This window comes from Rhodanobacter sp. FW510-R10, assembly GCF_058781105.1.
This window is the reverse complement of sequence record NZ_JBYSWL010000001.1, coordinates 3,047,668-3,060,564: the sequence shown is the minus strand read 5'-3', so window position 1 is coordinate 3,060,564 and position 12,897 is coordinate 3,047,668. Positions and strand designations below refer to the sequence as shown.

Sequence of the window (12,897 nt, the reverse complement as noted above, 5' to 3'; positions counted from 1 at the left end):
CACTTGTACATGAAATCATGCTGCGTCGACGACGAGGCATGGATCGTCGAGAATCGCGTCGGCGTCGAGGACAACCAGGCGCTCCGGCGTCACGCCCACGATGTACTTGGCCGCAATACCCTCGAGCGTCATCAGCGGCGGTTGGATCAGCTCGCGGTCGACGGCATGGACGCCCTCGACCGTATCGGACAACAGCCCGATCTCGATGTCGTCCTTGCGCAGCAGCAGGATGCGGTGCAGGTCGGTGATGCCCCGCTCGGGCAAACCAAAGAACCGCTTGAGGTCGATGACCGCCACCAGCCGGCCGTGGACATTGACCAGCCCGCGCAGGAATGCTGGCGTGCAGGGCAGGGGCGTGAGTTCCCGCAGCGGCTGCACGTCGTGGACCTGGCTGGACCGGAAAGCATAGCGTTCGTTGTCCAGTGCGAATTCGAGCAGCTCGATCCGCTCCCCGGACCGGGGAGCGACCGGGACGCGCCAGCTGCTGTGCGCGGTCATGCAGGATGGCGTCGGGATCGGACGCGCTCATGGACGTTTCTCCAGGGACAGCAGGTCCCGCACCAGCGCAGTCAGTTGCCGCACGGTCACTCCCTCGGCGTACTCGACGTCGGCTTCCGCCGGCAACTGCTCGAGCGAGGCGAGGACATTGCGGTAATGGCGCACCGCCTGGCTGCCGCGCCCGCGGTCGCGTTCCAGGCCGGCCAGCGCGAGGCCTGCCATCACCCCCTCCGGCGCGATGTACAGGCTGCGCTCGAACGCAGCGCATGCGGCTGGCAGGTCACCCGCCTCGGTGAGGATCATGCCGCGCAGGTAATGCGCGGCCGGGTCCAGCTTCCGGGCGGCGATCCAGCGGTCGCACCATGCCAATGCCTCGCCCATGCGCCGCTGGTCGGCCAGCGCCCGCGCCTTGGCGGCAAGGGCTTGTGCCGGGAGCGGCATTTCCGGCGCCTGCGCTGGGGGCGGTTTGGGCGCAGCTGGTGGCGGCACACGCACGGCGCGCCCCGCTGCGGCCTCTGCCGCGGCTTGCATGGGCATGGGCATGGGCATCGCCAGGGCCGGTTCGACGGCCGGACGCGGGATCCGTGGCCGGTCCTTGCGGTAAAAGATCGCTCCGGCGCAATGCGTGGGGCGGAAGCGGTCAAACAGCGCGGGCGAGGCTTCGCACGGGGCCACCGCCAGCCAGCCGTCCTGGTGCAAGGCGGCATGCAGGACCTCGATCACCTTCGACGCCTGTGCCGGGCTGAAGTACATGAGCACGTTGCGACAGAGGATCAGGTCGAAGGCGCCGCTGCGCATCCCGGCCATGGCGGTCGCGTCGGCCAGGTTCAGCACCGCAAAGCTCGCCATGCGTCGTATCGCAGGCGACAACGCGTAGCGGCCGCCGCCCACCCGCCGGAAATACCGGGCCCGGAGCTCTGCAGGCGTGCCGCGGAATGACCACTGGCCATAGACCCCCTCGGCCGCCTTGCGCAGGAAGGCCGCATTGACATCCGTGCCCAGCAGGGTGATGCGCCAGTCGTCGATATCGGGCAGCAGTTGCCGCAAGAGGATGCCGACCGAATAGACTTCCTCGCCCGTGCAGCACGCAGCGCTCCAGATGCGCAAGCGGCGATCTCCCGCGTGGCGCCGCGCGGCGATGAGCCCCGGCAGGACCTGGGTCGACAGCGCGGCAAACGCATCCTCGTCGCGGAAGAAATAAGTCTCGCCGACGGTCAGCTGACCCGCGAGGACTTCCATGGCCGTGCTGTCCAGGTGCCCCGAGAGCAACAGCTTCGCGCACGCTTCACTGCCGGCCAGGCCCAGCTCTTGCGCCGCCTTCTGCAGTGCACGCTTCAGGTCCGGCAGCCGCTCTCCCTGCACCTGCAGCCCGAACAATCGTTCGACGGCCGCACTGACGCTGTCCCAGGCGATGTTCATGTCACTGCGCCGCCACCCGGGCGTCCAGCGCGTCGGCAAGCGCGCGCATGTCCTCGATGTCGAGGAACTGTTGTGGATCGTCGATCAGCAACAGGCCCCCGGGTGTCTTCACCAGGCCCTCCACGGCGGCGAGCCCATCGATGAGTGTTACGCCAGGTACGAGATTTTCCTGGGCAACCTCGGCCACGCCCTCCACGTCGTCGACCGGAATCGCAAACGTGTGCTGCGGCAATTGCAGGATCACGAAGGCATCCGCAGGGTGCAGCGGACGTTGGGGCAGGCCCAAGCGACGTCGCAGGTCGATCACGGTGGCCACGCGGCCCTGCAGGTTGATCACGCCAAGCACGGCGGCTGGTGCCCCGGGCAGGGGCGTCACCTCACAGGCATGCTCGACGCGCTCGACCACCGCCAAGGCTATGCCCAGTCGCAGCCGATCCAGTTCGAACAGCAGCAATGAAAGCGTGGCCTTCATGCGGCAGGACCGGATTGGCTGATTTGCGCATACTTGCCAATTTTTGCGAGCAGGATGTTGGGCTTGATCGGCTTGGCGAGGAAGTCGGCGGCACCTGCGGCCAGGCTGCGGATCACAATGTCGCGGCTGCTGTGTCCCGTCAGCATGATGATTGGTATGGCAGCGAGCTCCTGTGACTGCTTGAGCCTGCGCGTTATTTCCACGCCATCCTCGTCCGGCAGCATGTAATCCATGAGGATCAGCGCAGGCCGGATCTTGCGCAGCAAATTGAGCGCCTCGATTCCCGAGCCGACGGGTATCGCCTCGTAACCCCCCCGCTCAAGCACCCTGCTGACCGCCTTCTGCGTAAAGTCATCGTCGTCGACGACGAGGACCTGGCGTGTCCCCGAGGTCAGCGCGTTGAGGAACGCTTCCGTCTGTCCAAGCTGCGTGGATGATTCGCGCTGCAACTCACTCACCCAGTGGCGCAGGGGCTCGACGGCGGTGCGGCTAGATTCGATCAGTGGACCGATCTCGTTGGACACAAGGGTCCTGAGCTCGTTTTCCAGCACTGGGGCCGCAGGTGCGACGCCGCCATCTTGCAGCTCCTTGCCGGAGACCCGGCCAAGCAGATTTTCGATCGCTGCGCCCAGGCGCTCCCCTTTGTTTGCGATGTGCTCCATGGCCGATTCGACCTGTACTTCGCCGGCCTCCAGGTTGTGGCGGAGCGTATTGCTGAATTCCCTGAGCTTTCTCGCGTACTCCTCAAGCTGGCGCTCGCTGGAAGATGTCTTGCGTGACTGCTTGAGCTCCCGCAGCGCCACGTGGATGGACATGGGCAGGCGGCTGCCGTCATAAGGAGACGGCCAGAACAGCACGTAATCGTCGAAGTACTGCTTCTGGCAGAGCTGGAACGCCTTCTTCACCTGTTCCTTGGAACAGAAGACGATCGTGCGGTGGCCATGCTGCTGGACGCTGGAGCCGAACCGGTACAGGCCAAGGTAGTAGCTTTGCGCGTTCTCGATCTTGTCGAAGACGAGCAACAGGACGTCGGGCTCGAAACGCTCGAAATCCTCCACGTAATGTTCGGAGTCGACCGAAGCGGCGACGTGCTGATAATCGACCTCCAGCTGCGCGCGCAATGACTCGGCTTCCGACTTCAGGTCAGAAGCGATAAGGATTTTCCCGCTGACTTCGCCGCCTTTCATGGCCCGGACCCGGTCACGTCATACCCCTTTTTCGGTGAGCCCGATGATCGAGATCATCCAGGCACTTCCACCGATCATAACAATTCGGGTGCACATGGCGCAGGTCGAATTGCGGCCATGCGCACCGCATATATGCCGCCATTTTTTTGGCACGTGTTGCTTCGTTGACGCTGCGATTTCCGCCTGCGGCAAGTGGCGGCGAAGACCACGACGGCACGCGGGGCGGATCGGGAGCCGTCAAGCGCATTAGCCGTCCAATTGCGGCCTGCCGCGGAGCAGGCGTCTGGCTACATCCGGCATGCCGGGTCATGGCCGCTGGTGCGGGCCCGCTGGTAGACCGGCAGCAATTGCTGCCCCTGGCGCGCCAATATTTCTGCCCGTTGCCCGGACGAAGGATGGGTGGAGAGGAAGGCCGGCGGCTTGCTGCCCCCCTGCTGTTCCATCTTCTGCCAGAGCGTCACGGCGGCACGCGGGTCAAAACCGGCTGCGGCCATGTAGCGCTGGCCCAGGGCGTCAGCCTCGCTTTCCTGCGTGCGCGAGAAGGGCAGCAGGATGCCTACCTGCGCGCCCAGGCCCAGCGCCGCGGCGGTATAGCCGGCCGTATCGCCGCGGCTGGCGGCATAGGCGCTGCCGGCAGCCACGGCCACCTGGGCGGCGAGATTGTCGGACACGCGCTCGGCGCCGTGCCTGGCCACCACGTGCGCGAGTTCGTGGCCGAGCACCACGGCCAGCTGATCCTGGTCGGTGGCGACCTTGAACATGCCCTGGTTCACGCCAATGCGGCCGCCGGGCAGGGCGAAGGCGTTTGCCGTGTCCTCGCCGACGATTTGTACTTCCCACTGCTGGGTGTTCCAAGGCGGTGGCAGCACCGCAACCAACGCGTTGGCGACGCAGGTGGCGTACGCGCGCTCACGCGGCGCGTCCACGAACTTGCCCTGTTTGCGCATGTCGTCGAACGCGCTCAGGCCCATCTGGCTCATTTGGCTGTCCGACACCATCATCAGCTGTGAGCGTCCGGTGGGCGAGGTGACGCAGCCGGCCAGCGCGGCGACGACGGTGGAGATGAGCAGGTAGCGATATTTCATCGGGTGTTCCTCCAGGGTAATCGTGCTGCGTGGGGGCAGCGCACCAGTATTGCCTGCCCGCGGTCACGCTGGCGTGGAAGTGTCGGGCAGCCGCGCCAAGCCGTACTCCACATCGCGTGCACGACGTGTCGACGCATGGTGCCAGGCGACGCAGGGTCAGGGCCATCTTCCGACTACGCCCCCTGATCATGCGCCGCACGCTCACGCGAGCGTGGCTCTGACCCCTCGTGCGGCGCGGGGCGGGCGCCGGACCCACGCAGTACAATCGGGCAGATCAAGGAATATCGAGGCCGAGCAACCGCATGAATGCCCCCGCATCCCAGTTTCCCGCCGGCGAACCGCGCCCTGACACCGCCCCGTTGCGCTTCGTCACCGCCGGCAGCCTGTTTGACGGCCATGACGCCGCGATCAACATCATGCGGCGGATCATCCAGAGCCAGGGCGCCGAGGTCATCCACCTTGGCCACAACCGCTCGGTCGAGGACGTGGTGCGCGCCGCGCTGCAGGAAGACGTCGATGCGATCGCCCTGAGTTCCTACCAGGGCGGCCACATCGAGTACTTCAAGTACATGATCGACATGCTCAAGGAGAAGGGCGCCAGCCACATCCGCGTGTTTGGCGGCGGTGGCGGCACGATCACGCCGGAAGAAATCAAGGAGCTGGAAGCCTACGGCGTCGAGCGCCTCTACCACCCCAATGACGGCATGCACCTGGGCCTGGTACACATGATCGAGGACGTGATGCAGCGCGCCCGGGACGGACGTGCCGCGCGCATCACGGAGCGCGAGGCGCGCCGCCATGCGCAACCCGACGTCGACGACGAGATCAGCATCGGCCACGTGCTCAGCGCCCTGGAGGCAGGCCACTACGGCGAGGCCGAACTCGAGCGCCTGCGCAGGCAGTGGAAACTCGCCGGCCAGCAGACGCCGGTGCTCGGCATCACCGGCACCGGCGGCGCGGGCAAGTCGTCGGTAGTGGACGAGCTGCTGCTGCGCTTCCTGCAGTACTTCCCGCAGATGCGTATCGCCGTGCTCGCGGTCGATCCCACGCGTCGGCGCACGGGCGGTGCACTGCTCGGCGACCGCATCCGCATGAATGCGCTGCGCAGCCACCGCGTGTTCATGCGCTCCATGGCCACGCGCCGGCAGCACGCCGCCACCAGCGTGGTGCTGCACGACTGCATCGATTTCCTGAAGAGCCAGCCCTACGACCTGGTGATCGTGGAGACCGCCGGCATCGGCCAGAGCGACTCGGAGATCGTCGACCTGGTCGACTTCCCCGCCTATGTGATGACCAGCGACTACGGCGCGGCCAGCCAGCTGGAGAAGATCGACATGATCGACTTCGCCGAGCTCATCGTGCTGAACAAGTTCGACAAGCGCGGCGCCGAGGACGCGCTGCGCGACGTGCGCAAGCAGTGGAAGCGCAACCGCACCGCGTTCAACGTGAAAGACGAGGACGTGCCGGTCTACCCCACGATCGCCAGCCAGTTCAACGACCCCGGCATCACCTGGATGTTCGCCAACCTCTGCCGCCTCATGCGCGAGAAGGGGAAAGGAAAAGGGGGTCAGAGTCACTTTTCGAGCGAGAACGCAGAGGGAAATCGCGATGCAGGGTCGAAAAGTGACTCTGACCCCCTTTCCCCCCGCTGCGATTGGAAGCCCGATGTCGACACCACGCTGAAGGAACCACGCGCCACGGTGCTGATCCCCGGCGCCCGCGTGCGCTACTTGGCGGAGATCGCCGAGCAGGGCCGCGCCATCAACAAGGGCATCGAGACCCAGGCCGGGTTTGCCAGCAAGGCGCAGCACTACTACGAGGCGCTGAAGGCGCTGGGCGACGACAAGCTGCCCGCGCCGCTCGACCTCTACCGCAGCGACGCCTTGCAGCAGGAGGGTGCGGACCGCTCCGTGCTCGTCCTGCGCCAGCGCTACAACGCCGCGCTGAAGGAGCTGAGCCACGAAGCCATCGCGCAACTGCGCCAGTGGCCGAAGCTGCATGCCTCCGTCACCGCCGACGTCAACGAATACCAGGTGCGCGGCAAGACCATCCGCGTCGACAACTACCGCGAGTCGCTGAGCCACCAGAAGGTTCCGAAAGTGGCGCCGCCAAAGTCGAAGGACTGGGGCGAGCTGGTCAGCTTCCTCGGCAAGGAAAACCTGCCCGGCCACTACCCGTACACCGGCGGCGTCTACCCCTACCGCCGCAGCGGCGAGGATCCCACGCGCATGTTCGCTGGCGAAGGCACGCCCGAGCGCACCAACCGCCGCTTCCATTACCTCTCCCAGGGCGGCGCCGCCACGCGCCTGTCCACCGCGTTCGACTCGGTCACGCTGTACGGCGAAGACCCGGCGCCGCGACCGGACATCTACGGCAAGATCGGCAATTCGGGCGTCAACATCGCCACGCTGGACGACATGAAGAAGCTGTACTCCGGCTTCGACCTCAGCGATCCGCACACCTCGGTGTCCATGACCATCAACGGCCCGGCGCCGATGATCCTGGCCATGTTCATGAACACCGCCATCGACCAGAACGTCGAGAAGTACCTGCGCGAGGATGACACGCGCTGGGCGGCGGCGAAAAAGAAGATCGACAAGCTCTATGAGGGTAAACAGCGTCCGCAATACCACGGCGACCTGCCCACCGGTAACGACGGCCTGGGCCTCGCCCTGCTCGGCGTGACCGGCGACCAGCTGGTCGACGCGGAAACCTACGCGCGCATCAAGGCCGACACCTTGACCCGCGTGCGCGGCACCGTGCAGGCCGACATCCTGAAGGAGGACCAGGCGCAGAACACCTGCATCTTCAGCACCGAATTCGCGCTGCGCATGATGGGCGACATCCAGCAGTACTTTGTCGACCACAAGGTGCGCAACTTCTACTCGGTGTCGATCAGCGGTTACCACATCGCCGAAGCCGGCGCGAACCCGATCAGCCAGCTCGCCTTCACCCTGAGCAACGGCTTCACCATCGTCGAGTACTACCTCGCCCGCGGCATGCAGGTGGACGATTTCGCGCCCAACCTCAGCTTCTTCTTCTCCAACGGCATGGACCCGGAATACACCGTGATCGGCCGCGTCGCCCGCCGCATCTGGGCCCGCGCCATGCGCGAGCGCTACGGCGCCAGCAGCCGCAGCCAGATGATGAAGTACCACATCCAGACCTCGGGCCGCTCGCTGCACGCGCAGGAAATCCAGTTCAACGACATCCGCACCACGCTGCAGGCCATGTACGCGCTGTTCGACAACTGTAACAGCCTGCATACCAACGCCTACGACGAAGCGATTACCACGCCCACCGAAGAAAGCGTGCGCCGCGCCGTGGCGATCCAGATGATCATCAACCACGAACTTGGCCTCAACTTCAACGAAAACCCCTGGCAGGGCAGCTACGTGGTCGAGGCGCTCACCGACCTGGTCGAGGAAGCCGTGTACAAGGAGTTCGAGGCCATCAGCGAGCGCGGCGGCGTGCTCGGCGCCATGGACACCATGTACCAGCGCGGCAAGATCCAGGAGGAATCGCTGGTCTACGAGCGCAAGAAGCACGACGGGTCGTTGCCGTTGATCGGCGTGAACACCTTCCTGCCCAAGGAACATGCCGGCGAGGTTGCCACCAAGATCGAGCTGATCCGCTCGACCGAGGAGGAGAAGGGGGTGCAGATCGCCAACGTGCGCGCGTTCGGGGAGGCGCGCAATTCATTGGCGGCGGACAGCCTCAAGGTTCTGCAGAACATCGCGCGTGAGCGGAAGAACGTGTTCGAGCAGCTGATCGAGGCGGTGAAATACAACTCGCTGGGGCAGATCAGCCATGCGCTGTATGAGGTGGGCGGGGAGTATCGTCGCAATATGTGATCGGATAGGTTGTTCCCATTAAAGCACACGGAAACGCTATGCCTAGCCACGGCGAAGAATGATGCGCCATCGACCCAGAACGCCAAAAGTTCGACCAGGAACACAGTCGGGCAGGGCCCATTGGTACCCGTACTACGCTGGTTATTCTCCTGGGTTTGTCGAAGATATTCTAGGCGAATTTGGCGTAACGTCAGACACTGGCTTAATTCTCGACCCTTGGAATGGTTCGGGAACCACTACAACAATTTGTTCACGGTCTGGACTATTTTCGGTCGGCTTCGACCTGAACCCAGTAATGGTAGTAGTCGCGAAAGCTAGGCTGCTCGGGTCAAACATATCTCCAAGTTTACGGCCGCTGTTGGAGCAGATCGTGCGTGTAGCGCCCGGAATGAGAGCACATATCCGAAAGGAACCGCTTTCGGCGTGGTTTGACGATGGAACCGCATCACGTATCCGCGCAGTCATCAATTCTACCTTAGACCTTCTCGTTGATAATGGGCTGCAGCTTATGCCCGTGGACCAATTATCATCACTTGCTGCATTTTTCTTCGTGCTAATATTTCGCTTGGTACGTCGTCTAGCCAAGCGTATAGCCGTGTCTAACCCAACATGGATGAAACGTGAGGTAACAACGTCAGAGAAAATTCACGCATCTATGCGCTACATTCGGGAAGAACTGGTCCGAGACCTCGCAAACATTGAGCTACTAGAAGTTGAAGATAGTCTAACAAGACTGGCGGAATCAACTATCAAAATAGCTGATTCGAGATCACTCCCGCTTCCGGCAAGTTCCGTGGATGTTGTGATTTCCTCGCCCCCCTACTGCACCCGCATCGATTATGCAGCTGCAACCAGATTGGAGCTGGCAATACTTGGCTACCAAGAAGATGACTTTCGAGCACTTCGACGGAATATGCTCGGTACGACCCTTTCAAGCAAAGCAGAAAGAGGTGGACCTGCTGAGTCGAAGCTCGTGAGCGAAATTCTCCGGGCGATTCAGGAACATCCTTCGAAAGCTTCTGCGACGTACTACTTTAGGACCTATCAGGATTATTTTTCCAAGCTTCACGGTTCGATCGCTGAATTGGCGAGAGTCACTCGACAGCGAGCACAAGTGGCATTGGTGGTTCAGGAATCTGCGTATAAAAATATGAAGATCGATCTCGCTCATGTGTGCATCGAATTGATGGCCGAGTGCGGATTCGAATCGACGTATAGATGGGACTACGCCAATCCTAGATCTATGGGTAGAGTAAAGAGCTCGATCGCCAATCCTGTCGAAAGCGTATTGACTTTCAGGAGAAAAGGATGCCCGCATTTACGAGTTTGACAACCTCGTTTACTGTTACTGATTTTGTTGGCCGCGTTGAGCGTCGCGAGTTTGTTGTAAACCGCAACTATCAGCGGTCCGACTCAGTGTGGCCGACTGCTGCCCGTTCGTTTCTGATCGAAAGTATCTTGCTCGGCTACCCTATACCGAAGTTGTCCATTCGGCAAATCACCGATGTTGTAACTAGAAGTACCACATCAGAAATTGTCGATGGTCAGCAACGCACGAAGGCGATTGTCGATTATTATAATAATGCTTTTGCGTTATCAAAGAACTCTGAAGTTGACGGAGCTGATGGTTGTTACTACGACGATCTAACCGATGTGCTTAAGCAACAGTTCCTGTCATTTTCAATTCAGGCGGACGTGTTGACGGGGGCTCGCGATAAGGAAATCATCGAGTTGTTCAGGAGAATTAATTCGAACACTGTCTCGCTTAATAAGGAAGAGCAGCGGCACGCCAGGTATCAGGGCGCTATGAAATGGCTCGTTTATAAAATAGCACAGATGGCGAGTCCTCTGTTTGAGCGATTTCATGTATTTAGCGTTAAGCAGTTTTCTAGGATGGCTGATGCGAAGCTCGTTGCTGAAGTCATCCACGCTTTGATGTACGGCGTGTCGACGACTACTGCAAGAAAGCTTGACACCTTGTATAGTGAGAATAATGGGCCTCCGGACCAAAATTCCAACGTATACTTTCAGCCGCGTCCGCGCGATGAGGGAGCGGGAGGAGTGTATCCTGGGAGCGTTGAGGTCACGCGCCGATTCGCGGACGCGCTGGAGGCGATTAGTGAGATGGAGGAACTCGTCGATACATCGATGATGAAGCCATTTAATGTTTATTCCCTCCTCCTTGCCCTAATGCATGCTGTCAGTACGATCGATACAATTCCAATCGATTTGCCGGGGGGGCAGGGCCTCGCGCCGCCGGATAGGCGACAGGCAAGGTTGCTTGAACTCTCGCAGGTGATGGATCTCGACGATGACGAAGCCCCGCGTCAGGGTGATGACAGAAAGTTGTGGGAGGCTGCTTCAAAGTCTACCAACACAGCTGTGCATCGGCTTGATCGGTTCGCCGCGTTTCTCAAGGCTGTACGTAATTGAATGCAATGCCACTTGAGTTGTTGTTACGCCCAAGGAGGACGCGCATTGCTCGGTATTTGGCTATTGAGGACACAGCACGCAACTCCTTGGGTCCAGTACGCGACAGGATGTTGCTTTATTTAGCAATTGAGTCTTTGAATCTGTGGACGCAGTTTTGTCGAAGTTACGCGATCAATTGCTGTCGCGGAGCTAAGTCTGTTAATGGCTTTTATTGGTTTTCCCCCATCACTAAAGGTTGGTCGCGGACTGATATTTGTATCTTTTTAACAAAGCATTTTTCAAGAGTACCGCGGCCAAACCATAAAAATCCACTACATGAACCAGCTTGGCGGGATATTTCGGTTATCGAGCGCTGTTGCAGAGAAATGTCTATACAAAACGTAAGCTCCGTTCAGAGGGCGGTAAGCTTGTCTCCGTCGTTCTTGCGCGAACTTCACTCGGTTAGGAATTTTGCTGCTCATAAGTGTGAGGACACAAGAGTGAAAATTGAGAAGGTCGCGCGTGGCCGGGGCCACTACGCGTTATGTGATCTGGCAGAGGTAATGTTGTTGCCTGCTAGTGCGTCTCGCGGTGGATCAGTTACTCGGCAGTGGCTCGTCGAGATTGATACCGTGATGGTAGAGATGTGTAGATAGAATCGTCGAGGAACAAAACGGTGACAGGTCCACTCGCGCCCGTTTGAATTCGTGTTGGGGTCGATTGGGGACGGATGGTGCTGGGGTTTCGTGGTCGGTGCGCGGGCCGAACGCCTGCGAAGCGGCGGGTTTTGGCCACGACCATGGCACCGAAGTCGTCGGGGCCGAGGGCGCGTTGCCCTTAATCCCCTCTGTCCCTTTTGGTCTGGTGCCGCATCCCGAACAGCCACGACAGGCCGACGCAGGCGCCGAAGGCGAGCAGCCAGCGGGAGGCGCCTGGTGGCGGCATCGGCACGGCTGTGCTGATGGCGGAGAGCCAGCTGCCGCCATACAGCGTGCTCACCACGACGGCGGCCAGGAGCAGGGTGATGCCGAGGCTCGCGGTCAGTACGCGCTCGAAGCGGGTATCGACGACGTTGGCCGGCGCCGCGGCAATCTGGTTGGCCAGTTGTTGCGCGAAGTCGGTCGGCAGGCCATCTGGCTGCGACTCGCGCAATACGCGCGCCAGCAGGCGGTAGCGCTGCGTGCGGGCATCGTCGGCGCCGGGGTCGAGGTGGAGGCGTTCGACTCGCATGGCGTGCTCCTGCGCCAGCCATTCGCGCTCATGAGCGGGGTCGGCGAAGATCGGAAGCTCATCGTTGGTGGTCGGATTCATGCAACAACTCCCAGCCGGGCCTCAAGTTCACCACGCAGGCGAAGTCGGGCGCGGAACAGGTGGCTCTTGATGGTACCCGTGGCCAGGCCGGTCATGCGGGCAATCTCGGGGATGGTCATCTCCTCGAGGTGATACAGGGTCAGCACGCTGCGTTGCAAGGGCGATAGCTGGTCGATCGCGGCACGCAGATGCCGGGCGATCTGCTGGTCGGCGCAGGCGGCCTCCAGGTCGAAGCCGTCGCCGACCTGCTCGACGAGGTTGGTTTCATCGTCGTCGTCGCTGTGGACCAGCGGAATGCGTTTGCGCTGCAGGTGGCGCAGCGTGATGTTCCAGGCGATCCGTGCTATCCATGATTTCAATGCGCTCTCGTAGCGGTATTGATGCAGCGACTGGTGCACGCGCAGGAAGGTGTCCTGGCACAGCTCGCGCGCGTCCTCGGGGTTGCGCACCATACGCTGGATGATGTGCCAGCACAGCCCCTGGTATTCGCGCACAAGGCGCGCAAACGCCCCTGGCCGGTTGGCCAGTACGGCGTCGACCAGTTCACGCTCGCCTGGGCGCACGTCATCCATGGGGGCAGAGATACGCGCACTGCCTCGACGGTTGCAAGCGCGCCACTGCAACCGTCGGGACGTCGCGCGTATCTGTGGCTTCAAGCG

General features: G+C 61.7%; 10 protein-coding genes. 3 read left to right on the top strand and 7 right to left on the bottom strand.

Annotated features, from left to right (window positions below):
* Window positions 1-15: 15 nt before the first annotated feature.
* The 5 genes from AC3WJB_RS13295 to AC3WJB_RS13275 form a co-directional block, all read right to left on the bottom strand.
* Window positions 16-498, bottom strand: coding sequence for a chemotaxis protein CheW (locus AC3WJB_RS13295; protein ID WP_492682302.1), 483 nt, complete (start codon window positions 496-498; stop codon window positions 16-18).
* A 27-nt stretch (window positions 499-525) separates the two neighbouring features.
* Window positions 526-1,917 (bottom strand): CheR family methyltransferase, encoded by a 1,392-nt coding sequence (locus tag AC3WJB_RS13290; RefSeq protein WP_492682300.1) that lies wholly within the window; start codon window positions 1,915-1,917, stop codon window positions 526-528.
* 1 nt (window position 1,918) lies between these two features.
* A complete protein-coding gene (locus AC3WJB_RS13285) occupies window positions 1,919-2,389 on the bottom strand; it encodes a chemotaxis protein CheW (RefSeq protein WP_492682298.1) in 471 nt (156 codons plus the stop codon).
* Window positions 2,386-3,576, bottom strand: a complete 1,191-nt coding sequence (locus tag AC3WJB_RS13280) for a response regulator (RefSeq protein WP_492682296.1) — start codon at window positions 3,574-3,576, stop codon at window positions 2,386-2,388. The genes AC3WJB_RS13285 and AC3WJB_RS13280 overlap by 4 nt, the downstream gene beginning before the upstream one ends.
* Before the next feature lie 287 nt (window positions 3,577-3,863).
* Window positions 3,864-4,661 (bottom strand): M48 family metallopeptidase, encoded by a 798-nt coding sequence (locus tag AC3WJB_RS13275; protein ID WP_492682294.1) that lies wholly within the window; start codon window positions 4,659-4,661, stop codon window positions 3,864-3,866.
* Window positions 4,662-4,963: 302 nt separating this feature from the next.
* Here AC3WJB_RS13275 and AC3WJB_RS13270 point away from each other — a divergent pair, with 302 nt between their 5' ends.
* The 3 genes from AC3WJB_RS13270 to AC3WJB_RS13260 all read left to right on the top strand — a co-directional run bounded on the left by AC3WJB_RS13270 (window position 4,964) and on the right by AC3WJB_RS13260 (window position 10,948).
* Window positions 4,964-8,515, top strand: coding sequence for a methylmalonyl-CoA mutase family protein (locus AC3WJB_RS13270; protein WP_492682292.1), 3,552 nt, complete (start codon window positions 4,964-4,966; stop codon window positions 8,513-8,515).
* Window positions 8,516-8,903: 388 nt separating this feature from the next.
* Entirely contained in the window at window positions 8,904-9,845 is a 942-nt protein-coding gene (locus tag AC3WJB_RS13265) for a hypothetical protein (RefSeq protein ID WP_492682290.1), read from the top strand.
* Window positions 9,824-10,948: a DUF262 domain-containing protein gene (locus AC3WJB_RS13260; RefSeq protein WP_492682288.1), complete on the top strand. Its 1,125-nt coding sequence runs from the start codon at window positions 9,824-9,826 to the stop codon at window positions 10,946-10,948. The genes AC3WJB_RS13265 and AC3WJB_RS13260 overlap by 22 nt, the downstream gene beginning before the upstream one ends.
* 816 nt (window positions 10,949-11,764) lie before the next feature.
* Here AC3WJB_RS13260 and AC3WJB_RS13255 read toward each other — a convergent pair.
* Both AC3WJB_RS13255 and AC3WJB_RS13250 read right to left on the bottom strand, forming a co-directional pair.
* Window positions 11,765-12,238, bottom strand: a complete 474-nt coding sequence (locus AC3WJB_RS13255) for a hypothetical protein (protein WP_492682286.1) — start codon at window positions 12,236-12,238, stop codon at window positions 11,765-11,767.
* Entirely contained in the window at window positions 12,235-12,810 is a 576-nt protein-coding gene (locus tag AC3WJB_RS13250) for an RNA polymerase sigma factor (protein ID WP_492682284.1), read from the bottom strand. Before AC3WJB_RS13250 ends, AC3WJB_RS13255 begins: the two co-directional genes overlap by 4 nt.
* Between the last annotated feature and the right edge of the window lie 87 nt (window positions 12,811-12,897).